This window comes from Ruegeria sp. ABM4_193 (assembly GCF_056158705.1).
In genome coordinates, this window is record NZ_JBSWTT010000001.1 from 2,222,652 (window position 1) to 2,244,226 (window position 21,575).

The 21,575-nt window shown below is 56.7% G+C and carries 20 protein-coding genes and 2 tRNA genes; 10 read left to right on the forward strand and 12 right to left on the reverse strand.

What is annotated here, in order from left to right; all coding sequences use genetic code 11:
• Nucleotides 1-8: 8 nt before the first annotated feature.
• The 3 genes from dnaG to ACXADZ_RS11130 form a co-directional block, all read right to left on the reverse strand.
• Nucleotides 9-1,955 (reverse strand): DNA primase, encoded by a 1,947-nt coding sequence (gene dnaG, locus ACXADZ_RS11120; RefSeq protein ID WP_475196325.1) that lies wholly within the window; start codon nt 1,953-1,955, stop codon nt 9-11.
• A gap of 80 nt (nt 1,956-2,035) precedes the next feature.
• The gene (locus ACXADZ_RS11125; RefSeq protein WP_475196326.1) at nt 2,036-2,332 is read right to left on the reverse strand and encodes a hypothetical protein; all 297 of its coding nucleotides are present in this window, start codon (nt 2,330-2,332) and stop codon (nt 2,036-2,038) included.
• Nucleotides 2,333-2,466: 134 nt separating this feature from the next.
• Nucleotides 2,467-3,897, reverse strand: coding sequence for a Glu/Leu/Phe/Val family dehydrogenase (locus tag ACXADZ_RS11130; protein WP_171089223.1), 1,431 nt, complete (start codon nt 3,895-3,897; stop codon nt 2,467-2,469).
• A 331-nt stretch (nt 3,898-4,228) separates the two neighbouring features.
• Here ACXADZ_RS11130 and ACXADZ_RS11135 point away from each other — a divergent pair, with 331 nt between their 5' ends.
• From ACXADZ_RS11135 to ACXADZ_RS11145, 3 genes are read left to right on the forward strand one after another with little or no spacing between them, the layout of a single operon-like run.
• The gene (locus tag ACXADZ_RS11135) at nt 4,229-5,911 is read left to right on the forward strand and encodes a Tad domain-containing protein (RefSeq protein ID WP_475196329.1); all 1,683 of its coding nucleotides are present in this window, start codon (nt 4,229-4,231) and stop codon (nt 5,909-5,911) included.
• Complete coding sequence (locus ACXADZ_RS11140; protein WP_171089219.1) at nt 5,908-6,438, forward strand: TadE/TadG family type IV pilus assembly protein; 531 nt, start codon at nt 5,908-5,910, stop codon at nt 6,436-6,438. Before ACXADZ_RS11135 ends, ACXADZ_RS11140 begins: the two co-directional genes overlap by 4 nt.
• 4 nt (nt 6,439-6,442) lie before the next feature.
• Nucleotides 6,443-7,042: a TadE/TadG family type IV pilus assembly protein gene (locus tag ACXADZ_RS11145; protein WP_171089217.1), complete on the forward strand. Its 600-nt coding sequence runs from the start codon at nt 6,443-6,445 to the stop codon at nt 7,040-7,042.
• Here ACXADZ_RS11145 and ACXADZ_RS11150 read toward each other — a convergent pair.
• Complete coding sequence (locus tag ACXADZ_RS11150; protein WP_475196333.1) at nt 7,001-7,483, reverse strand: hypothetical protein; 483 nt, start codon at nt 7,481-7,483, stop codon at nt 7,001-7,003. The two genes, ACXADZ_RS11145 and ACXADZ_RS11150, sit on opposite strands and share 42 nt — an antisense overlap.
• A 157-nt stretch (nt 7,484-7,640) precedes the next feature.
• On the opposite strand from ACXADZ_RS11150, the gene ACXADZ_RS11155 reads away from it, so the two are divergent.
• Nucleotides 7,641-8,552 (forward strand): pirin family protein, encoded by a 912-nt coding sequence (locus ACXADZ_RS11155; RefSeq protein ID WP_475196336.1) that lies wholly within the window; start codon nt 7,641-7,643, stop codon nt 8,550-8,552.
• Nucleotides 8,553-8,573: 21 nt separating this feature from the next.
• Here ACXADZ_RS11155 and ACXADZ_RS11160 read toward each other — a convergent pair whose 3' ends face one another.
• Nucleotides 8,574-9,161, reverse strand: a complete 588-nt coding sequence (locus tag ACXADZ_RS11160) for a TetR/AcrR family transcriptional regulator (RefSeq protein WP_475196338.1) — start codon at nt 9,159-9,161, stop codon at nt 8,574-8,576.
• 101 nt (nt 9,162-9,262) lie between these two features.
• Between ACXADZ_RS11160 and ACXADZ_RS11165 the strand changes: the two genes are divergently transcribed.
• From ACXADZ_RS11165 to ACXADZ_RS11190, 6 genes are all read left to right on the forward strand, one after another.
• Nucleotides 9,263-9,511 (forward strand): hypothetical protein, encoded by a 249-nt coding sequence (locus ACXADZ_RS11165; protein ID WP_475196340.1) that lies wholly within the window; start codon nt 9,263-9,265, stop codon nt 9,509-9,511.
• Nucleotides 9,512-9,634: 123 nt separating this feature from the next.
• A complete protein-coding gene (locus ACXADZ_RS11170) occupies nt 9,635-10,921 on the forward strand; it encodes a homoserine dehydrogenase (RefSeq protein ID WP_475196342.1) in 1,287 nt (428 codons plus the stop codon).
• Nucleotides 10,922-10,990: 69 nt separating this feature from the next.
• Entirely contained in the window at nt 10,991-11,974 is a 984-nt protein-coding gene (gene glpX, locus ACXADZ_RS11175; protein ID WP_171089207.1) for a class II fructose-bisphosphatase, read from the forward strand.
• 93 nt (nt 11,975-12,067) lie between these two features.
• Entirely contained in the window at nt 12,068-13,810 is a 1,743-nt protein-coding gene (recJ, locus tag ACXADZ_RS11180; RefSeq protein ID WP_475196347.1) for a single-stranded-DNA-specific exonuclease RecJ, read from the forward strand.
• Nucleotides 13,811-13,908: 98 nt separating this feature from the next.
• Nucleotides 13,909-13,983 (forward strand) — tRNA-Glu (locus tag ACXADZ_RS11185).
• Nucleotides 13,984-14,007: 24 nt separating this feature from the next.
• Nucleotides 14,008-14,082: transfer RNA gene (locus tag ACXADZ_RS11190), tRNA-Glu, on the forward strand.
• 9 nt (nt 14,083-14,091) lie between these two features.
• Here ACXADZ_RS11190 and ACXADZ_RS11195 read toward each other — a convergent pair.
• From ACXADZ_RS11195 to ACXADZ_RS11225, 7 genes are read right to left on the reverse strand one after another with little or no spacing between them, the layout of a single operon-like run.
• Nucleotides 14,092-15,933: a V-type ATP synthase subunit A gene (locus ACXADZ_RS11195; protein WP_475196350.1), complete on the reverse strand. Its 1,842-nt coding sequence runs from the start codon at nt 15,931-15,933 to the stop codon at nt 14,092-14,094.
• On the reverse strand, nt 15,930-16,622 hold the full coding sequence (locus ACXADZ_RS11200; RefSeq protein WP_475196353.1) for a hypothetical protein: 693 nt from the start codon (nt 16,620-16,622) through the stop codon (nt 15,930-15,932). Before ACXADZ_RS11200 ends, ACXADZ_RS11195 begins: the two co-directional genes overlap by 4 nt.
• Nucleotide 16,623: 1 nt before the next feature.
• Nucleotides 16,624-17,301, reverse strand: coding sequence for a hypothetical protein (locus ACXADZ_RS11205; RefSeq protein WP_171675468.1), 678 nt, complete (start codon nt 17,299-17,301; stop codon nt 16,624-16,626).
• Complete coding sequence (locus ACXADZ_RS11210; RefSeq protein WP_171089197.1) at nt 17,301-17,744, reverse strand: ATP synthase subunit C; 444 nt, start codon at nt 17,742-17,744, stop codon at nt 17,301-17,303. Before ACXADZ_RS11210 ends, ACXADZ_RS11205 begins: the two co-directional genes overlap by 1 nt.
• The gene (locus ACXADZ_RS11215) at nt 17,741-19,537 is read right to left on the reverse strand and encodes a V-type ATP synthase subunit I (protein ID WP_475196355.1); all 1,797 of its coding nucleotides are present in this window, start codon (nt 19,535-19,537) and stop codon (nt 17,741-17,743) included. Before ACXADZ_RS11215 ends, ACXADZ_RS11210 begins: the two co-directional genes overlap by 4 nt.
• A complete protein-coding gene (locus tag ACXADZ_RS11220) occupies nt 19,534-20,139 on the reverse strand; it encodes a V-type ATP synthase subunit D (RefSeq protein WP_475196359.1) in 606 nt (201 codons plus the stop codon). Before ACXADZ_RS11220 ends, ACXADZ_RS11215 begins: the two co-directional genes overlap by 4 nt.
• The gene (locus ACXADZ_RS11225; protein ID WP_171089191.1) at nt 20,117-21,478 is read right to left on the reverse strand and encodes a V-type ATP synthase subunit B; all 1,362 of its coding nucleotides are present in this window, start codon (nt 21,476-21,478) and stop codon (nt 20,117-20,119) included. Before ACXADZ_RS11225 ends, ACXADZ_RS11220 begins: the two co-directional genes overlap by 23 nt.
• Nucleotides 21,479-21,575 lie beyond the last annotated feature (97 nt).

Below are 21,575 nucleotides of genomic sequence, written 5' to 3' on the forward strand. Positions count from 1 at the left end.
ACACCACTTTACCGGCGTTTCCGCTCGAATTTGATACCGGACATGATTGCCTTAAACGCGTCTTTCTCGTCGCGATTGATTCGCGCACCGTTGTCGGCAATGTCGAATACGGCCCTGTCTTCGTTCTGGCTGCGGCTTGTACGGTTGCGCTCTTCGGCGGCTTGCGCCAGCCGATATGTCAGCGCCTCATCGGCCAGATCAGACAATTCCTCCGCCGCTTCGGCTATCTCAGCATCCAACCCCCGGAGCGCTTTGATCTTTGCGAGTTCCTCGGCCAGCGTCATCTCGGCCTTTTCAACGTCGCCTGGTTTATACACACAGGGGATCACTGCGACATGGCGAAGGGCCAGCAGGTTTTCAAGGGGCTGAGCCCCCAAAGAATCTACAATGTGGTCTTTCAGATGATCCGGATCATCAATCGCGTGACGCAGAATGGCGTCTCGCAGGGCAGCGTATTCGGGGTTGAGGCATTCCATGTCTTCAAGCTGGTGCTCGAACTGGACAACGACCTGTGGGTTTAGGATGGCGATGGCGAGAATGGCCGCCTCGCGCAGTTGGATATCAGCGGTCTCGGACGACGCCAGGAAAGACGCCCGCGCACCCGGCGAGGCGCTCTGCGGAGGCTGCCACTTGCCACGCGGCTGCCACTGTCGGTTCTGTGGTTGGCGCTGGGGACGGAATAGCTGCCAGCGCAAATCCTTGATCTCTTGCCCATAATGCGAGCGGATCGAGGGGTCGCGGATCAGTTTGATCTTGTCCCGCAACGATTTGTCCAGCGCCGCCTTGCGCTCGGGGCTGTCAAAGACTTTCCCTTCGGTCTCACGCTGCCACAGCAGTTTGACCATCGGAATGGCGCTTTCCAGCACCGATTGCACAGCCCCAGACCCTTCTGCCCGCAACAAATCGTCGGGATCCTTGCCTTCGGGCATCAGTGCAAAGCGCAGTGATTTACCCGCTTCGAGCAACGGCAAAGCTAGATCGACCGCTCGCATCGCAGCACGCAGTCCCGCCGTATCACCATCCAGCGCAATGATCGGTTCGTTGGAAACGCGCCAGAGCAATTGCAACTGATGCTCGGTGATTGCCGTGCCCAAAGGGGCGACCGACGCGCCAAAGCCTGCCTCGGCCAGCGCAATCACGTCCATATACCCTTCAGCCACGATCAACGGCTGCCCTTTGCCCGCCGCCTGCCGCGCAGGGCCATGGTTGTACAGGCTGCGCCCCTTATCGAACAGCTCTGTCTCGGGCGAGTTCAGGTACTTGGCGTTATCTTTGGGGTCCATCGCCCGCCCACCAAACGCGATACATCGTCCACGCGGATCGCGGATGGGGAACATGATCCGGTTGCGGAACGTGTCATAAGGTTTCTTACCCTTGTTAGACGGCTTGGCCAGCCCTGCCCCAAGGATCAGATCCTCAGCCACATTCTTGCCGCGCAGATGATCCCACAGCGCCTGCCAACCGTCCGAGGCAAATCCGATCTCCCACCGATCCAGCGCTTGCGCGTCCAACCCTCGACCCGTCAAGTAATCGCGTGCAGGCGCACCCGCCCCTGTTTTGAGTTGCAGTCGGAAGAACTGAACTGCCTGCTCCATCACATCAGCCAATTGCGACCGGCGGTCCTGTTTTTCTTGCGCTTTGGGATCACGGGCGGGCATGGGCATCCCAGCCTCACGCGCCAAAATCTCAACCGCTTCGATGAATGAGACATTCTCGGTCTCCTTCACAAAACTGATCGCATCGCCTTTGGCGTGACAGCCAAAGCAGTAATAAAACCCCTTCTGGTCATCGACGTGGAACGAGGCCGTCTTTTCATGGTGAAACGGGCATGGGGCCCACATATCCCCCTTGCCTTGGTTGGACTTGCGCTGATCCCACATGACTTTGCGCCCGACGACCTGAGACAGGCTTAGCCGGGTACGCAACTCATCCAGAAATCCGGGGGGCAAAGACATGGGTCAAACCTGCCAGAAATGAAAACCCGCGCCAAGGGGACGGCGCGGGCTTATCCACAAGGAATTCGCATAACTGTGGATTATTGCTGCAGACACAGCTCCAACCACGCGGCACCCAGATCCTTCTTGCGCACATCGCGCATCTTTTGCTCATAAACCCACGGGGTAATCAGCGGAATCGCGGCATTATAGTTCTCGGGCCAGGTCGGTGAACTGTCCGCAATCGCCTGTGCGACGTCGCGCTCTTTTACCCTGTCCAACCGTGCCTTCTGGATCGCGGCCACCACTTCGGCCTGATATTTACAGCTTTGCTCGGCGCTGTCCTGAGCCAATGAAGGGGTGGCAAGCAAGGCCGCGACGATGGCGATACGCAACATGGGGTTCTCCCGGATTCGTTTCTTTCGGCGCAGCTTACCTGTCTGCGTCTCGGGCTGCCATAATCCTTTTTGCCACCTGGCACCGCTGAACAGCTTGAGAGTGGGGCAGCCAGCCTGCCCCACCTGTTTTGACGTCAGAGCCCTTTGGCGCGGTAGCTTTTCGCCACGCGGTCAATGGCCACGATATAGGCCGCTGTGCGCAGGTCCTCTACATCGTCGCGGCTGTGCCAGACCTCGCGCATCGACTGATAAGCAATGCGCATGGTGTCATCCAGACCGGACCGCACCAGTTCCAACTCGTCAGCCCCTTTCAGATACTGCGTCTTAAAGTCAGGCGACATCGTCCAGGCATCGCCAAGATAGCGGTCCAGCCTTTCCAATTCGCTCACGATCAACTCATGCCGCGCTTCTTCCTGTCGCCGCTGCATCCGGCCAAAGCGGATATGGCTGAGGTTTTTAACCCATTCGAAGTAAGAAACGGTCACACCACCTGCGTTGGCATACATATCCGGGATGATCACTGTGCCCTTCTTGCGCAGGATTTCATCCGCACCTGCCGTCACCGGCCCGTTTGCGGCTTCGATGATCAAAGGCGCTTTGATCCGTTCGGCATTGGACAGATTGATGACACCTTCCAGTGCAGCCGGAATCAGGATGTCACATTCCGCTTCCAGCACGCTTCCACCTTCGGCCGAGTGGGTCGCATCGGGGTAATCCTTGACCCCGCCATGTTTCACGATCCACTGGCGGACCGCTTCAACGTCGATGCCGTCGGGATTGTACAGCGCACCGTCCCATTCGATGATGCCAACGATGATTGAGCCGTCCTGTTCGCTGAGGAACTTGGCCGCGTGGTACCCCACATTACCCAATCCCTGCACCACTACGCGCTTACCGTCCAGCTTGCCAGACAGGCCAGCTTTCTGCACGTCTTCCGGATGGCGGAAGAACTCGCGCAGCGCGTATTGGATGCCGCGTCCCGTTGCCTCAACCCGTCCGGCAATACCACCCGCGTTCAGAGGCTTACCCGTTACACAAGCGCGCGCGTTGATGTCCGTGGTGTTCATCCGCGCGTATTGGTCGGCCATCCACGCCATTTCACGTTCACCCGTTCCCATATCGGGGGCTGGTACGTTCTGAGACGGGTTGATCAGGTCACGCTTGGCCAGTTCATAGGCAAAGCGTCGGGTGATCTGCTCCATCTCATGTTCTTCGTACTTTCTGGGATCAATGCACAAACCGCCTTTCGATCCGCCAAACGGCGTTTCGACCAGCGCGCATTTGTAAGTCATCAACGCAGCCAGCGCTTCAACTTCGTCCTGGTTCACAGCCAGAGCATAGCGGATACCGCCTTTGACAGGCTCCATATGTTCGGAATGCACAGAACGGTATCCGGTGAAAGTATGGATTTCCCCCCTAAGCCGCACACCAAATCGAACGGTGTAGGTCGCGTTGCAAACCCGGATCTTTTGCTCCAGCCCCGGCGGCAGGTCCATCAGGGACGCCGCCCTGTTGAACATCAAGTCAACACTCTCACGAAAGCTGGGTTCTTTGATGCCGGTCATACAATCCTCCGTATCGATACCAGACGCAACGTCATGACTTTTTGTCGCACCAGTTGCGTCAGGCTGCAATCAAACATTGCACTTTTTTTCATCATTTCATTAACAAATACGTCACCGCCTGTGGATGAGTCGGTCTGCCGACTGAATCCTTAACGAATTGTTTTCATTTCATTGACAGATCGGTCTGAACGACAGGTTTTATAGCCGATTTGCGCGTAAAAAGGCCAAAACCAAGCCTTTTTCGCCCAATTCACGCCATGTTTGAAAACTAAATTTATACCAAATCTCTTTTTATGTCGCACGGATTCTATGTGCGGTGCGGAGTCATCAAATGATTAAACACTCGCTTAAGAACGACGGCTCGATGCCGAAACGCAAGGCTTCCCAATTGCGCGCGTTCGCTGAAAAGGAAGACGGCACTTTTACGATCTTCACGCTGCTCATTTTGATCCTGATGCTGGCTATCACCGGAATGGCAATGGATTTCATGGCCTATGAACGCGATCGGGCCAGCTTGCAGTCCACTCTGGACCGCGCGGTGCTGGCGGCAGCGGACCTTGACCAAAAGCTCCCACCCAAGGATGTGGTCGACGCTTACATGGACAAGGCTGGGCTGGGCCATTTGGAAAAGACCGTGACCGTCACTGAAGGGTTCGGATCAAGAAAAGTCGCCGCGACGGCAAAGGCTGTGATGCCCACCCGTTACTTGAGATTCGGCCAGGTGACCGAACTGAACATGAATGCGGCAAGTACAGCCATCGAGTCGATCGGTTCGGTGGAAATTTCGCTGGTTCTGGATATGTCCGGTTCTATGACGCGGTCTTCTGCCAGCCCCGGCGAGTTGAAAATCGACGTTCTGAGAACCGCTGCCAAGGGGTTCGTCACAAAAATGCTCGAGGAATCGGGCGAAACGAAGATTTCGATGTCCATTGTACCCTATGCAACCCAAGTAAATGCGGGTGGGGACATCCTGGACAAATTCAGCAACGTGACGTCAGAGCATGACTACTCTCACTGCGTAAACTTCACGTCAGGTCAGTTTAATTCAGCCACGCTGGACCCAGATGCGTTTTACCAACGCACTGGCCATTTTGACCCATGGCGTTATACACGCGCAACTGTGAATGGGCGAACGACAGATGGTGAACCACCTGCCTATCTGGTTTGCCCGGTGCGCGCGGGCAGTGAGATTACAGCTGTCTCAGACAATGTTCAGTATCTGCATGATCGCATCGACGCCCTGACTGCCAGCGGCAACACTTCCATTGACTTGGGCGTGAAATGGGGCGCCGGCATGTTGGACCCGACATTCCAGCCTGTTGTCAGCAGATTGTCGAATGAAGGTAAGGTACCCGCAAAATTCGCTAATCGACCTGCATCCTATGATTCAGATACCCTGAAAGTCGTGATCGTGATGACCGACGGTCAGAACACCACGCAGTACATGTTGGATTCGTCAGTGCGCAGCGGGCAAACTGAAGTTTGGTTCAACCCTGAATATGTGCGCGCGGACGGATCGAAAGGTGAATATAGCGTTCGTTATACGCGCAACCCGGACCGTTGGGTTTGGATGCAGCATACCGAGGAAGCCGGTAACTACGTGACCGCAGAACATCCATTTGGGAACCCCCCGAATGAGAACCCGACGAATGAGGAAATTGGAACTGCGACCCGACTGTCATATCCGGCGTTGTTCAATCGAGCGTCGCTGTGGTGGAACTCCGAGAATAACTTCTATTGGCAGAGCAACCACGAAAACAACTGGTACTACAACCTCAGACGATCAGTGGGTTCGACGACAAAGAACACACGTACGGCCAACATCTGTGGTGCCGCCAGAGACAAAGGTGTTATTATTTATGGGATCGCATTCGAAGCACCGACGAGTGGCTTGAACACCATCAAATCCTGCGCAAGCTCGGACAGCCATGTCTACAACGTAGACGGATTGGACCTGGATGAGGCGTTTAAGTCGATTGCGGCATCCATCCGTAAACTGAGGCTGACCCAATGATCCGCAAAACTTTGTCAAACCTCCGCGGGTTCAAGCGATCTGAAACCGGCAACGCCACAATTGAATTTGTCATGATCGTCCCGTTCTTCCTGGCGTTTCTGGGAATTGGCGGAGAAATGTCCATGCTCACCATGAGACATGCAGCGCTGGAACGTGGTGTTGATCTGGTTGTACGAGACATTCGCCTAGGTACGGGAACAACCTGGAGCCATGATACCATCAAGGACCGGATTTGTGATGTTTCCGGCATTAAGGACTGCGAGTCCAACCTGCGGCTTCAAATGATCCGCCAGAATGCCTTCAATGGCATCGTACTTTCGGATGACATCCCCTGCACCGACAGTTCAGAAGACCCCAAACCGGTTCTGGACTTCAAAAGCGGCGCATCAAATGAGCTCATGATCTTGCGCGCCTGCTTGCGTGTTGACCCGGTACTGGAAAGCACAATCATTGCAAAAACCGTCGTCGATGAGACCGGTCACTATGCTGTGACTGCAACAACGGCGTTCGTTCAGGAGCCACAGTAAAACAATGACTGTACTCAAAAAATTGAAAAACCGGATTAGTGCATTCAAGCAGGATGAAGATGGTATCCTGACCGTTGAAGCTTTGATGATCTTCCCGCTGTTGCTGTGGACGATCACTTTTACTTTTACCGCTTTTGAAGGGTTTCGCCAGAGCGCGTCCAACCTTAAGGCGGCCTACACGGTCAGTGATCTCATTTCGCGAGAGTCAACTGCCGTAACGGATGTTTATATCGATTCCCTTCATGAGCTGATGGGCGAGATGATCAACAACCGATCGGATGTTTTTGTTCGCATCTCACTTATCCGTTTCGACGAAACGGACGATCGTCACTACGTGGATTGGTCGACTGTGCGTGGGTATGAAGCGGAATGGAACGATGACAACATTCACGAAATCGAAGACCGCCTCCCCCCGATGCCGGACCAGGACACACTTATCCTGGTTGAATCTTCCAATGAGTATATTCCCGCGTTCAAACCCGGTTGGGATTTTGCCACGGGTATCACTTTTACCAACTTCGTTTTCACGCGTCCCCGGTTTGGCACTAAAGTTGCCTGCGACCTAGTTCGAACCCCGTCCGTTTGCGTGGATAATCAGACTTAAGGCCTCTGACATGAACTTGGCTTCGGCGGCAGCTGTCATGCCGCCCACGCCCACCCTGCGCCCTAGTCGCCACCACAGGCCCGGCGCCCATTTGTTTGATGCTTTGTGACGCATCCGAACCAGAAAACCGTTTGACGGTTTGAACGCGAACACGCCGCGATCAACAGTTTCGATGTCTTCGACTTTCGCAATGATCTGACCTGACCCCGTGCGCAGTTCTGAACGGGTTAATTCGATACGGTCCTGTGTCGCGTACCAGACACGATATGCCAGCCACAGCGAAGCCCCACCCACGGCGAACAGGAACGCTTGCCACATCGGCTCGGGCGGGGACGCCAGAGCGACATATGTGACCAGTGCCCCAACCGTCGTCAGCATCCCTACCCCGGCCCAGCGTCTGGGCGAAGATGCCTCAATCGTTGCCAGCACTTCTTCCTGCATGGAAATCTCCTGTTTCGATCCTCTGGATTTAGCCGCTTTGCGCGGGAAACAACAGGGGCTTGGTTGATCTGCAATTTCGCACAGGTTCGGTTTTTCCGCGCGAATTGACTGCGCAAGCGCAGAGTTTACATGCTGCTCAAACAAAACGGAGTTTGTCATGTCTCTCAGACCTACATTGGAAACGCGCAAGGCCATTCCAACGATGGAAGGGGCCGGCGTGAAGCTGCATCGTGCATTCGGGTTTCAGGACCCGTCCGAGCTGGACCCCTTCCTGTTGTTCGACGATTTTCGAAACGAACGGCCCCAGGACTACCAAGCCGGGTTTCCGTGGCATCCCCATCGCGGGATCGAGACAATAACCTATGTTCTGGCTGGATCGGTCGAGCATTCCGATTCACTGGGCAACACCGGCACCCTGGGTGCTGGCGATGTGCAATGGATGACTGCGGGTTCAGGTATCCTGCATCAGGAAATGCCGCACGGAAACACTTTGGGCCAGATGCATGGATTCCAATTGTGGGGCAACCTGCCCTCGGACCAGAAGATGACCGCTCCGCGCTATCAGGATGTTCAAAGCAAGGACATTCCCGAAGTCACCGATGACGACGGCACAACTGTTCGGGTGATTGTCGGAGAGTTCTGGGGTAAAACCGGGCCGGTGGATGGTATCGCAGCAGACCCGCAATATTTGGACATCTCGATCCCCGCAGGCGTGAAAAAAACACTTCGGATCGACACCTACCGCCGGGCCTTCGCTTATGTTTTTCAGGGGCAAGCCGCCTTTGCCGACGCCTCGCAGCCAACAGGCGTACTGTTAGAGAAAGAGGTCGCAGGGCAAGAGCTCAACATCCGCGACATGTCAGGCGACAGAACTCTTGTCCGTTTTGGAACCGGGGACGAAATCACGGTTCAGGCAGGCCCGGAAGGCGTTCGGTTCCTGTTGATCTCTGGCGCCCCGATTGATGAGCCGGTCGCGTGGCACGGTCCTATCGTGATGAACACACGCGCCGAGCTGGAAAAAGCCTTTCGGGAACTCAGAAACGGGACATTCATTCGCCCCGCACACTGATACATCGGCGGCCTGATCCTGTCAGGCCGTCACAGCCTTGTGCACCATATTCCAATAGGTCTGTTCGACCTCATCCAGCGACAATCGGCCACCGGATCGATACCAGGTCATCACACCGTTCAACATGGCAATCACGGCAAGCGTCGCAATCTTGGTGTCTGGTATAGCAAACTGACCCGCCTGCTGTCCGGCGTGAAGGATGTTTTCCAACGCGTTTTCGTACTGTCGGCGAAGGTCCTCAATCTCTGCGAAGTTCTCAGGCGAGAGGTTTCGCAACTCCATGTAAGCAATGAAAACCTCATCAGGGCGTTGCAAATGGAACCGGATGTGAAACCCGACGAACTGGCGCAGCGCTCCCTCTGCGTCATCGCCACGCTGCAAATCGTGAAACGCTGACAGCAACTCTTGCATGTGCTCCCGCATCAAACGGTACAGCAGGCTCTGCTTGTCTGGTGTGTAATTGTACAAGGCGCCGGCCTGTACACCGACTTCTTTCGCAATCTGCCGCATCGAAACGGCAGCATAACCGTGACGTGCAAACAGGTGCAGCGCAGCCTTGCGGATACGGGGGCCGGTAATGTCAGAATGAGAGCCTTGAGTTCGTGCCATGCCTTCACAGTATCTGAACAATTGTTCAGATAGAACCCTGCTTGATCGAAGACATCAAAACGTGCATCACAAGAGGGCTCGAGAAACCAAAAGCGTGCCCTATGAAACTGCTGCCGTTACTTCCTCTTGTTTTTCTTAGTGCCGGATGCGCGGATTTTCCTGAGTTGGAAGGAAGCGAACCGGCTGCAGTTAAAAAAGCCCCCTACCCGCAGCTTGTACCATTGCAGGAAACACTTGGTGCCCCCATTGATCCAGTAAGCGAAGCTGCGACGGTCGAAGAAGACCTGACCCAACGTGGCGAGGCTTTGGCACAAAAGGCGGAAGCGCTGCAAAACGCGCAAACCAACTAAAGCACGGCATTCCCCCACAATCACCCGGTGACGGATTGCACCCTTGGCCCGAACCCGCTAAGGCAGCGCTGATCGGACAAACATCCGAATACAGTTAGATTCCGGCGGAAAGGGACACGCGACATGACACAGGCACTGCGGCTGGGAATTGCGGGCTTGGGAACAGTCGGCGTCGGTGTTGTCAAGATTGTGCGACGCCATGCCGACCTGCTGAAAGCCCGCACAGGCCGTTCGATTGAGATCGTGGCCGTATCCGCACGAGATCCCAATAAAGACCGTGGTGTAAACCTGTCGGATTACGCCTGGGAAACCGATCCGGTCGCTTTGGCGAAGCGCGACGATATCGATGTTTATGTCGAGTTGATGGGTGGCGAAAACGGCCCTGCAAAAGCTTCGGTTGAAGCGGCTTTGGCATCAGGCAAGGATGTTGTCACGGCCAACAAAGCATTGCTGGCCATCCACGGTCAGGAACTGGCGGAACAGGCCGAGGCCACAGGTCGTGTCATCCGGTTCGAGGCGGCAGTTGCCGGTGGCATCCCGGTGATCAAATCCCTCACCGAGGGTCTGGCAGGAAACGAGATTACGCGTGTGATGGGCGTGATGAACGGCACCTGCAACTACATCCTGACCCGGATGCAATCGCAGCGTCAGGGGTATAAAGCACTGTTCGATGAGTGCGCCGAACTGGGCTATCTTGAGGCTGACCCCAATCTGGACGTGGGGGGCATCGACGCGGCGCATAAACTGGCGCTGCTGGCCTCGATCGCCTTTGGCACCAAGCCGAATTTCGACGGGATCGAGATTGAAGGTATTCAGCAGATCAGCCTCGACGATATCGATCAGGCCGAGGATATGGGCTTTCGCATCAAACTGCTGGGCGTGGCGCAGCGCACCGCACGCGGGCTTGAGCAACGTATGCAACCTTGCCTCGTACCCAGCGACTCGCCTCTGGGTCAGTTGGAGGGTGGCACCAATATGGTGGTGATCGAAGGCGACTCGGTCGAACAGGTCGTGTTGCGCGGTCCCGGAGCGGGTGAAGGCCCGACAGCCAGTGCCGTTATGGGGGATGTGTGCGATCTGGCACGCGGTCTTCAGATCTCGACCTTTGGCCGCCCTGCCACATCTCTTGAGGCCGCCAAACCGGCGGTGACAGGTCTGCCTGCGCCATATTATTTGCGGCTGGGCCTGATGGACAAACCGGGTGCTCTGGCCAAGGTGGCCGCCATTTTGGGCGACGCTGGCGTTTCGATCGATCGGATGCGCCAGTATGCCCATGCCGAAAGCACCGCACCCGTGCTGATCGTCACCCACAAAACCACCCGCGCCGCTCTGGACGTCGCTCTGGATGGTTTCCGCAACACGGACGTAGTGGCCGGTGAGCCTGTTGCGTTGCGGATTGAAGAGGTTTGATCTTGCGGCCTGCATGAAACGCACGTTATGCCGGAAGAAACGGCTTTACTGATTAAGGGATACTGAACAATGAGTGCTGCCAAAACCGATTTCAACGACCGCCTGCTGTCTCTGGGGCTTGCAAGGGTGGCGGAGCAGGCTGCACTGGCCTCGGCCTCGCTGGTGGGGCGCGGCGATGAGAAAGCCGCCGATCAGGCAGCCGTAAACGCCATGCGCGAGCAGTTGAACCTGTTGGACATTGCCGGTGTCGTGGTGATCGGTGAAGGCGAACGCGACGAAGCGCCGATGCTGTATATCGGTGAAGAAGTCGGCACCGGAAACGGCCCCGGTGTGGACATCGCGCTGGACCCACTGGAAGGCACTACGCTGACCGCAAAGGACATGCCTAACGCGCTGACCGTGATCGCCATGGGGCCGCGTGGGTCTATGCTGCACGCGCCGGATGTGTACATGGACAAGCTGGCCGTTGGTCCGGGCCTACCTGAAGGCGTGGTTAATCTGGACATGTCCCCGCGTGAACGGGTCGAAGCTTTGGCAAAGGCCAAGGACTGTAAACCGGCCGACATCACCGTCTGCATTCTGGAGCGTCCGCGCCATGAAGCCATGATCGCCGAAGTACGCGAAACCGGTGCCTCGATCCGCCTGATCACCGATGGTGATGTGGCTGGCGTCATGCACTGTGCCGAAAGCGAAGTAACCGGCATTGACATGTACATGGGTCAAGGTGGTGCACCCGAGGGTGTTCTGGCCGCAGCGGCCTTGAAATGTATGGGCGGTCAGATCTTTGGTCGCCTGTTGTTCCGCAACGATGACGAACGTGGCCGCGCCGCCAAGGCTGGCATCACTGATCTGGATCGCGTTTATGCGCGCGATGAGATGGTGACCGCAGATGTGATCTTTGCCGCAACCGGTGTTACAGGCGGTTCACTGCTGCCGCGTATCAAGCGAGAGCCGGGCTGGGTTGAAACCACAACGTTGCTTATGCGGTCAAAAACCGGGTCCGTGCGCCGCATGTCTTACCGCACGCCCACCTGGCCGCACGACAAGGCGTAACGGCTTGCGCCGTTGCCTTCGGCGAGAGTATTTTTGAAAAGATGAAAAGGCCGGGTCCGCAAGGGTCCGGCCTTGGCGCATAAGAGGCGAGAGATGAGTTTTCTTGGCGTAGAGCAATCATTGACAGGGCGGCGTTGGGTTGGCCCCAGCGCCGAGGTAGAGCGTGCTGCCGAGATGATGGCGCAACAGACCGATCTGCCACGCGCGGTGTGCCAGGTTCTGGCCCGACGCGGCGTGCCCGCGATGGAGGCACGCGGCTTTCTGGATCCCAAGCTCAAGGAATTGTTGCCCGACCCGCGCGCGATGAAAGACATGGAGATTGCAGCGGCACGCTTTCTGGACGCCGTTCGGCATCGCCAGAAGATCGCAGTGTTTGCAGATTATGATGTCGACGGCGGCAGTTCCGCCGCGTTGCTGCTGGTCTGGTTGCGCCAGATGGGATTGCAGGCGACGCTATATGTGCCCGACCGGATCGATGAAGGATACGGCCCCAACGTGCCCGCCATGCAGGAACTGGCGGCGGCGCATGACTTGATCATATGCGTCGATTGCGGGACGCTTAGCCATGATCCGATCGCAGCGGCCAAGGGTGCAGACGTGATCGTTCTGGATCATCACCTTGGAGGTGAGACGCTGCCAGATTGCGTCGCCGTCGTGAACCCCAACCGTCAGGACGAAAGCGGCGATCTGGGATACCTGTGTGCTGCGGGCGTTGTGTTTCTGATGCTGGTCGAAGCCGGGCGCCAATTGCGTCAAGCAGGCGCGAAAGGCCCGGATCTGATGTCGATGCTGGATCTGGTGGCGCTGGCCACTGTGGCTGACGTTGCACCTCTGATCGACGCCAATCGCGCTCTGGTTCGGCAGGGGTTGAAAGTGATGGCGCAGCGACAGCGCCCCGGCCTTGTGGCCCTGTCCGATGTTTCGCGCATGGATACCGCGCCGAACAGCTATCATCTTGGGTTTCTGCTTGGTCCTCGCGTGAACGCAGGCGGGCGGATCGGTCAGGCTGATCTGGGCGCGCGGTTGCTAAGCACGGAGTCCCTGCACGAAGCGCAAGCTTTGTCCGAACGTCTGGACGCCTTGAATACCGAACGTAGGGACATTGAAAACGCGGTGCGCGCCGCTGCTGTGGAACAGGCCGAACACCGCGGCCTAGACGCGCCATTGGTGTGGGCGGCTGGCGAAGGCTGGCACCCCGGTGTGGTCGGGATCGTAGCCTCGCGCCTGAAAGAAACCGCCAACCGCCCTGCTATCGTGATTGGCTTTGATGGGGACGAAGGCAAAGGCTCGGGCCGGTCGGTTTCGGGCGTTGATCTGGGGGCCTCGATCCAGCGCCTTGCCGCCGAAGGGCTGTTGGTCAAAGGGGGCGGTCACAAGATGGCGGCGGGTCTTACCGTGATGCGCGACAAGCTTGAACCCGCAATGGAGCGCTTGAGCGAGTTGCTGGCCAAGCAGGGTGCCGGTCAGGGCGGCCCGGCCGATCTGAAGCTGGACGGCGCGCTTATGCCCGGTGCAGCAACGGTTGATCTGATAGAACAGGTTGAACAGGCGGGGCCATTTGGGGCCAGCGCCCCTGCCCCACGCTATGCTTTGCCGGATCTGCAGGTGCGTTTTGCCAAACGAGTGGGGGAAACCCATCTGAAGCTTTCACTGGCCGATGGAATGGGTGGTGGCCTGGACGCAATTGCCTTTGGCGCGTTTGACAGCCCGATGGGCGAGAAATTGTCAAATCACGGCGGCGCACGCTTTCATTTTGCGGGTCGGCTTGAGGTGAACACATGGGGTGGACGACAATCCGTTCAACTTCGGCTGGAGGATGCGGCAGAGGCCAATTGATGCTCTGCGCCAGAGGCCCAAAAAACTTTCACATCCCTGCATTTTTCCGCTTGCGGGGGTCACGGTGAAACCGTAAAAGGCCCTCCACAAGCCAGCGTGGCCCGTTCGTCTATCGGTTAGGACGCCAGGTTTTCAACCTGGAAAGAGGGGTTCGATTCCCCTACGGGCTGCCACTTGTGCTTGTGCCACTACCAAATGGCCCGTTCGTCTATCGGTTAGGACGCCAGGTTTTCAACCTGGAAAGAGGGGTTCGATTCCCCTACGGGCTGCCATTTCCTTCGCTAACTTCCGAACTTTTCGCGACACAGGTCTTCGATCTGAGTCCAGATCGATTTGTATTCCGGTGTGTTTTCCGCTGCATAATGGAAGTTCTTCATCAACCCGGTCAGCTGCGTGAACACCTGCCGTACTTCGGCTTTGTCCGAGAAGGCCGCCGTGGATTGCGTGACATCATAGACAAGCTTGAACGTCATTTTCTGCCGCTCCAGCGGTACGGTCGCATCAACCTTGTCGAAGGCGTCCTGCTGCAGATAGACCATGTCAACAAACAGCGCTTTTTGCTGGGTGACAAAGTCTTCGATCGTGACACCCTCTTCCCCCGTGACCTGCATCATCTGGTCAACCTGTTCGCCCTTTTCGATCAGGGCGATCAGGTCGCGCACTTTATCCGTCCAGCCCGGTTCGGCGTTCTTGTCGTACCAATCCGACAACTGGTCGGTGTACCGAGACCAACTGAGCATCGGATCAACCGCCGGATAAAAGCGTTTGTAGGCACGCTCGGACGACAGGCCGAGGAAGCACTTGACCGTCGACAGGGTGGATTGGGTTACCGGCTCGTCAAAGTTGCCGCCCGCAGGTGAAACCGTTCCGATCAGCGTCAGGCTGCCCAGATCACCGTCATTGGTTTTCAGGGCCCCTGCGCGTTCGTACAACCCTTTGATAGAGCTTTCCAGGTAGGCAGGGAACCCTTCCTCGCCGGGAATTTCCTCAAGCTTGCCTGATGTTTCCCGCATGGCTTGCGCCCAGCGGCTGGTGCTGTCGGCGATCAGCAATACGTCATAGCCCATCTGGCGATAGTATTCGCCCAAGGTAATGCCGGTGAAGATAGATGCCTCGCGCGCTGCAACCGGCATGGATGAGGTGTTACAGATGATGATCGTTCTGTCCATCAGGCTGCCGCCCGTGGTTGGATCGGTCATCTTCGGGAACTCTTCGATGGTTTCCACCACCTCCCCTGCCCGTTCACCGCAGGCCACTACGATCACGATATCGACCTTTGCGTTCCGCGCGATCAGGTTTTGTAGCACGGTCTTGCCTGCCCCGAACGGTCCGGGAATACATGCGGTTCCGCCGCGGGCAATCGGGAAGAAGGTGTCGATCAGACGTTGCGAAGTCAGAACAGGCTCGGTCGGATACAAGCGCTCGGACAAAGTGCGTTTCAAGATGTTTTCCGGCAATGGCCGTCGAACCGGCCATTTCTGCGACAGGGTCAGAGTATGCTCGCCCCCGCTTTCGTCTTCCAGACGGGCCACAATGTCATGGATCGTGGCCGCGCCCTTTTGTACCCAGACCACCTTGTACGTGCCGGACCAATTGAACGGCAGCATGATCTTGTGGCTGAAGTGGCCTTCGGGCACTGTCCCGATACTATCCCCGGCGGTTACTGTGTCGCCAACTTTGACCGAAGGCGTGAAGGACCATTTCGCCAGCTCATCCAAGGGTGCCACATCTGCACCACGCGGCAGGAAGGTGCCAAATTCGGCGGCCACTTTGGGCAGAGGCGATTGCAACCCGTCAAACACTTGCCCCAATAGTCCCGGCCCCAGCTCAACCGACAGCAACTGTCCCGATTGCTCAACTGGATCGCCAACGGCCACGCCGTCAGTACTTTCATAGACCTGTACGTCTGCGGTATCTCCACGTACACGCAGCACCTCGGCTTTCAGACGTTCCTGACGCCCACCGGGACCGGGGCGCGATGGCAGGATGAACACCACTTCGTTTTTGACCAATTGGCCGGGCTGACCGGTCGCGTCAGGGTTGGCTTGTAATTGCACAAGCCCTTCCTGAACCGAGGCGACCCTTGCGGTCGAGGTTTGCTTAGCTGAGGTTGGGGCTGTCATGCGCTTGCTCCCTCAAAATCAATTTCGGCGACATCGGCCATGGCCTGCTGCGCCAGTTTCTCAAATCGCTTAGCCGCTTCGGTGGCGCTGCTTTGTGCCCAGCGGTCAAAAATGTTCCAGATTAGGACGTAGATTGCGACCGCCTCGAAATCGAACATGTGGCGGGCTGCGTGTCGCTTGAGTTGCTTTTGGCTGATCGACAAAAGCAGACGTTCCAGCCCAAGCGGATCTTCGTCTTCGAGCAATTGGTGCGCCCCTTTCAGCCACGGCATCGGGGTTTCCAGCCCTAATGTGGGATCGGTCCAGTGGGCTGGAATATGGCGGCTCCATCGTCCGACGCCGAATGAACCTGTAGGCGCGGGTTCTCCGCGTTTTCTCAGGCGCAGTGCTGCAACAACCGAGCGGAGTTCCATGCGTTCCATGAAGAGTTTGCGCAAGGTGGGCTGTGGGATGTCCTTCAACGCCTGTTTACAGCGCTGGATCGCCTGAACGTCTGTGACATCCATGTCATAGGCGCTCCAACTCAGCGTGTGCTCAAGAACATTCAAAACCTTGGCATCATCCGCTGTCAGAGCCGTCAACCGACGCTCGAGCCTGATACGCGAAAGCGGAGGCTGTTTGGCAACAAACAAGCGCTCCGACCCCGGAAGACTGCACATCAACGCAATATAGGCGTCCTGTTTTGACATCTCAGCGGATGACCCCTTCCAACACGGCACGAAACCGGGGTTGCAGATGTTCCATCAACAACGAAGCCACCGCCTTGTCGGTCAGGTCCAGAACCACGCCCTGATCTTCCGCCCGCACGCGGATACCTTCCTGATTGTCATCGGTTGTGTGTAGTTCAACATTCTCGCGCAGCATCTTCGCCGTCAGTCCAAGAACATACTTCGTCAACTTACCAGACTGAATGTCATCCGCGTTTTGCTTGATGTCTTCCTGCGTGGCGACTTTGGCAGGCAAAATGACCTGAACCTTACCGTGAAGATTGACCCCCTCACTGGCCCGACCCACAACCTCAAGGATCATTTGCCTAAGAAGCTCAGGATCGGACATCTCTTTGGTCACAAGGCGTTCAACGTCTTCTTTGAAGCGATCTGTCAAACCGGCCTTCATGGTCAACACGGCATCCCGCATCGCGGTGTTCAACGCCTCCTCACCCGCTGCACGGTAATTGTCGGATTCTGTGCGGGCTTTCTTTTTGAACTCATCGGCTTCGCGTTTGGCATCTGACAGAATGCGCGCGGCCTCGGCCTTGGCGTCTTCGCGCAGCTTTTCGGCTTCGGCCTGACCTGCGGCAACCCCATCGTTGCGCAGCTTGTCGATCAGGGCATCAACGCCATGTGAAATTGCTCCGGTCTGTGCCATCAGCTGATCCCCGCGCTAATGACCAAGGCGAATACAAAGGCAAAAACACCAAAGCCTTCGATGATCGCAGCCGGTGCGAGCGCGAGGCCAAAAATTTCGGGCTTTTCCTTGGTGGCGTTGATTGCCGCTGCACAGGCCCGACCTTGCCAGATACCGCAATACATCAGTGCAATGCCGGACAGGATGCCAATGCCGAACAGCCCCCCTGCGTTTTCCGGCGTCACAGCGCGGTTCAGGGTGAACATGATGACAATCCCATAGATCACCATCGTGGACGGAAAGGCCGAAACGCCGACGAAACGACCATAGCCGCCTTCGGTTTCTGTCATGGCTCCGATACTGGCCATCCCCGCAATCGAACAGCCAATGGCGCTTGCCGCAGCCCCCAACGCCATAGGCGCGTAGATGCCCAGCCAACCCAGTGTAAGAACAAGCTCATTCATTCCTGAACCTCCTTGCGGGCAAACGGACGAAAGACGATGCCTTCATCCGGCAGACCCCATTTAAAGAATTCGATGTAATTGAGACGCAAGCCGTGGACGACGCCGCTCATCATAGCGAGGGCGAAATTCAAAACGTGACCAATTATCAGGATCAGCAACCCAAACAGAATGCCCGGCCCCTTCAGCGCCTGCATGACGGAAACGGCCAGATCGTTGAACGTGATGGCCAGCGATGCCGAAGCAAGTCCCAGCGCGAACAGGCGCATATAGCTGAGCACGTCGCCAAAAGCGCCCATTGCTCCGGCAAGGCTTTGCACGCCCTCAATCAGACGCCAGATCCAGTCTGTCGGCTTTTGGATGATCCGCTCGCTGGAAAACAAGACAATGGCCACAACGCCAAGGATCAGGATCGCCGACCCCGGCACAGGTGATTTGCCGCTCATATAACTGAGCCACAATACAAACCCGCCGATCAAGGCAGCAATCCAACCCAGATTGGCAATCGCCTTGCGTTGCCCCCATGCCGCGCGGGCCGCAAGTGCGTTGGCAAGAACCAGATGCAAGACGCCAACCACAATCGACACCATCATCATGGCCCCGAAATTGTTCAAATCCAGTACCTTGAGCTTGGCAATGACCGACCCCTCGGGCGGAGCCACGCCAAAATAGCTGCCAACCAAAATACCATACAGGATCGTCGCCCCCGAAATGATCAGCCCGTAAAGCCGCCAAGACCGTTGACCCGCAGTCCCGCCCATTCGCTTCCAGAACAGCAAAAGGCCCAGCAGGATTACGGCGCCGTATCCCGCATCTGCCACGATCATTGCGAAGAAGAACGCGAACGAGGCTGCGACGATCACGCTGGGGTCCCAATCCTTATAGCCAGGCACTTGATAAAACAGCGCCAAGTCCACAGCAGAACTACGTTTTTCAGGCTGTTCCAACAATGTGGGCGGGTTATCTTCCGGCCCCGGTTCTTCGATCAGAACTGCCGCATCTTTTGCTTTCGCCAATTCCAATACAGCATCCACCCGATCTTCGGGGACCCACCCCTGCACAGCAAACATCGCCTCATCGTCGCGCACCTTTTGCGTAGCATGGGCCAGTTCGGCGGCGCTTTCAGCTACGGACAGGTTTTGGCGCATCAAGGTCAGATAGCGGGTTTGCGCCACGCGCTCAGCCTCGAGCGCCTCAAGCGCGATTTCGGCTTCCTCCAGTTGCGCCTCAAGCTCGTGAATGGGCAACGAGCCCACATGTGTGCGCGGGATCGGAAGAATGTCATCGTCGGGTTCGTCGGGTGAGATTAGAACCGCGTAAAGAAACCGGTGATCTTCTTCCAAAATCGCCCAGGGCAATTTGACCTCTGACAGAGCTTCACGGTGTTTGAGTGGCAACTGATAGAACCACAGCCGATTGCCTGCCAAAACATCCGTTGGCGGGAAGTCCAGATCACCCCAGGGCCGCACCTGAGCGATACGATGCGCCAGAAAATCCCGCCGGTCCATCGTATCCCGTGTACGCTGCATGAGGTCAGTCACCTCATGCACAAAGCAGTCCATGTCAAAACCGGGGTCTCGCTGAATCTGGCGCCGTGGCTCGGGAACTTCTGCGAGGAAACGCAACGCCTTATATGCTTCTCTTGCACCACGCTCGCTGATCTTTTCAGGTTCATTTGGTGGCGGAACAAGTGGCAGAACATGCATACAGCCAAGGTCCTGCAGCGCCTCAAGCGCATCCGCCTTGTGCGCTGCAGGCCCGACCAGAGACATCTTCTTCAATCGCGCGACACTCATGTCAAAACCACTCGCGCGTGTTTGCGTTTGGAGATTTTTGACCGCACGACCGCCTGCATCTGTTCGTCACTCAGATAGATGCGAATCTTCTTGATATTGGCCTTGGCGCGGGGGATCAGAACCTTTTCGAACAGGTTGACCCGCTGCGTAATCGTGGCCACGGCCTTGTCGAAAATACGCACGCGCTCCTCAGCGATTTTGACCCGCAGGCGCGCTTCGATCATGTCGTGCAACAACTGTGCGGCGGCATCAACCCAATGAGGTTTGGCCAGTACCGAATAAGGACGCACAACAACTTCGATCCGGTCAAGGTCAGGCATCTTGACGCCAACCACGTTGACCTCTTTCACCTTGTAATCCTTAAGCTCAACCAACCCGTCCAGATCGATACCCTGCTGGGCCAACATAGGAAGCTTTTCGCCCACCTGCTGCGCTAGGGCCTTAACCTCATGCTCAAGGCGTTTGACGTCCTCGCGCGCCTTCACCCGTTCGGCCATCAACTGCTGACGCTTCAGGTCCAGCGACGGCAGGAACCGCTCATAGCTTTTCAGCTGCGTCTGCTGGCGCGCCAGTGACGATTTATTCAGCTGCAACCGCGCCATTGGCATCCTTTGGGAAATACTTGTCGATCAAGGCCTGCTTCATCAGCAACTGTTCCGGCGCAAAGCACTCGGCCAGCGTTTTCCAGCCAAGATCCAACGCGTCTTCAAGTGGGATCGAGACGTTAATGTCCATGAACCGCGACCGGAACAGGGCGCCAAACTTCAGCAACTGATGGTCGTAGTCAGACAAATCAAACGCCATCGCCTGTTTTTGCGCGGCATCGCGACTTTCGGAATAGAATCGGATCATCGTATTCATGATCTGCCCGTGATCTTCGCGCGTGGTCTTGCCGATTACATTCTGCTTTAGGCGCGACAGGCTGCCGAACGGATCAATCACCCCAGAGTGGAGATAGAACTGGCCTTCGGTAATGTAGCCGGTGTTGTCCGGCACTGGATGGGTCACGTCGTTGCCGGGCATGGTGGTCACGGTTAGCACCGTGACCGATCCACCCTTGGCATAATCGCAGGCTTTCTCGTACCTGCGTGCCAGCTGCGAATAGAGATCACCCATATAACCACGCTGCGAGGGCACGCGTTCCTGACTTATCCCCACTTCTTTCATTGCATCGGCATAAGCTGTCATGTCGGTCAGCAGAACAAGCACGCGCTTGCCCTCCTCTACCGCGAATTTCTCGGCCACCGCCAAGGCCATGTCAGGGACCAACAACCGCTCGACCAGAGGATCCATCGCCTGATTGACGAACATCACAGTGCGCGAGAACACGCCCGCATCCTCGAACGACGTGCGGAAGGTGTGGTAATCATCAAAGATCAAACCCAGACCTCCGAAGACGACAATATCCGCATCCGCCTGGATACCGATTCGGCTGAGGAAGGCGTTGAAGGGTTCGCCCGAGACCGAAAAGATCGGGATTTTCTGGCTTTCGACCAACGTGTTGAACACATCGATCATCGGTACATCAGTGCGGATCATCTTGTTTGGCACAGCCCGTTCCGCCGGGTTCACGGTAGGTCCGCCAATGTCGATTCGGGGTTCAGAAGACAAGTCTGGTCCACCGTCAATCGGCACACCTGCGCCATCAAAAACCCGCCCCAGAATGTTGGCCGAATACGGCGTTTGCATCGGATGGCCCAGAAAGGTCGCCGTCGCCTCGGTCGAGATTCCTTTGGTCCCGGAAAACACCTGAAGCGTCACAACATCCCGGTCGATGAAGATCGCCTGTGCCAATGTTTTTCGGCCGTCTACGGTCTCGATCACTGCAAGGTCGTTGAACCGAACCGCAGGGTTTCCATCGCCCTCAACCGGCACCCGAACCTTGATCGTGTCCCCCACAATTTCCAGAACTCGCGTGTACTTCAACAGGCTTCGGGACATTACACATCCTCGCTGGTTCAAGTTGTTTTTTGCAAACCGCGCCGCGTCGTTCACCGGCATTTTTTTTTAATAACAACCCCAGCTTACAACGAATTCA

Bases quoted from the DNA above. Each gene is read 5' to 3' on its own strand.
- ACXADZ_RS11210 (WP_171089197.1), bottom strand. From the start codon at position 17,744: ATGAATGAGCTTGTTCTTACACTGGGTTGGCTGGGCATCTACGCGCCT.
- ACXADZ_RS11145 (WP_171089217.1), top strand. From the start codon at position 6,443: ATGACTGTACTCAAAAAATTGAAAAACCGGATTAGTGCATTCAAGCAG.
- recJ (WP_475196347.1), top strand. From the start codon at position 12,068: ATGAGTTTTCTTGGCGTAGAGCAATCATTGACAGGGCGGCGTTGGGTT.
- ACXADZ_RS11205 (WP_171675468.1), bottom strand. From the start codon at position 17,301: ATGGCACAGACCGGAGCAATTTCACATGGCGTTGATGCCCTGATCGAC.
- ACXADZ_RS11195 (WP_475196350.1), bottom strand. From the start codon at position 15,933: ATGACAGCCCCAACCTCAGCTAAGCAAACCTCGACCGCAAGGGTCGCC.
- ACXADZ_RS11130 (WP_171089223.1), bottom strand. From the start codon at position 3,897: ATGACCGGCATCAAAGAACCCAGCTTTCGTGAGAGTGTTGACTTGATG.
- ACXADZ_RS11200 (WP_475196353.1), bottom strand. From the start codon at position 16,622: ATGTCAAAACAGGACGCCTATATTGCGTTGATGTGCAGTCTTCCGGGG.
- ACXADZ_RS11225 (WP_171089191.1), bottom strand. From the start codon at position 21,478: ATGTCCCGAAGCCTGTTGAAGTACACGCGAGTTCTGGAAATTGTGGGG.
- ACXADZ_RS11140 (WP_171089219.1), top strand. From the start codon at position 5,908: ATGATCCGCAAAACTTTGTCAAACCTCCGCGGGTTCAAGCGATCTGAA.
- ACXADZ_RS11170 (WP_475196342.1), top strand. From the start codon at position 9,635: ATGACACAGGCACTGCGGCTGGGAATTGCGGGCTTGGGAACAGTCGGC.
- ACXADZ_RS11160 (WP_475196338.1), bottom strand. From the start codon at position 9,161: ATGGCACGAACTCAAGGCTCTCATTCTGACATTACCGGCCCCCGTATC.
- glpX (WP_171089207.1), top strand. From the start codon at position 10,991: ATGAGTGCTGCCAAAACCGATTTCAACGACCGCCTGCTGTCTCTGGGG.
- dnaG (WP_475196325.1), bottom strand. From the start codon at position 1,955: ATGTCTTTGCCCCCCGGATTTCTGGATGAGTTGCGTACCCGGCTAAGC.
- ACXADZ_RS11135 (WP_475196329.1), top strand. From the start codon at position 4,229: ATGATTAAACACTCGCTTAAGAACGACGGCTCGATGCCGAAACGCAAG.
- ACXADZ_RS11150 (WP_475196333.1), bottom strand. From the start codon at position 7,483: ATGCAGGAAGAAGTGCTGGCAACGATTGAGGCATCTTCGCCCAGACGC.
- ACXADZ_RS11125 (WP_475196326.1), bottom strand. From the start codon at position 2,332: ATGTTGCGTATCGCCATCGTCGCGGCCTTGCTTGCCACCCCTTCATTG.
- ACXADZ_RS11155 (WP_475196336.1), top strand. From the start codon at position 7,641: ATGTCTCTCAGACCTACATTGGAAACGCGCAAGGCCATTCCAACGATG.
- ACXADZ_RS11220 (WP_475196359.1), bottom strand. From the start codon at position 20,139: ATGGCGCGGTTGCAGCTGAATAAATCGTCACTGGCGCGCCAGCAGACG.
- ACXADZ_RS11165 (WP_475196340.1), top strand. From the start codon at position 9,263: ATGAAACTGCTGCCGTTACTTCCTCTTGTTTTTCTTAGTGCCGGATGC.
- ACXADZ_RS11215 (WP_475196355.1), bottom strand. From the start codon at position 19,537: ATGAGTGTCGCGCGATTGAAGAAGATGTCTCTGGTCGGGCCTGCAGCG.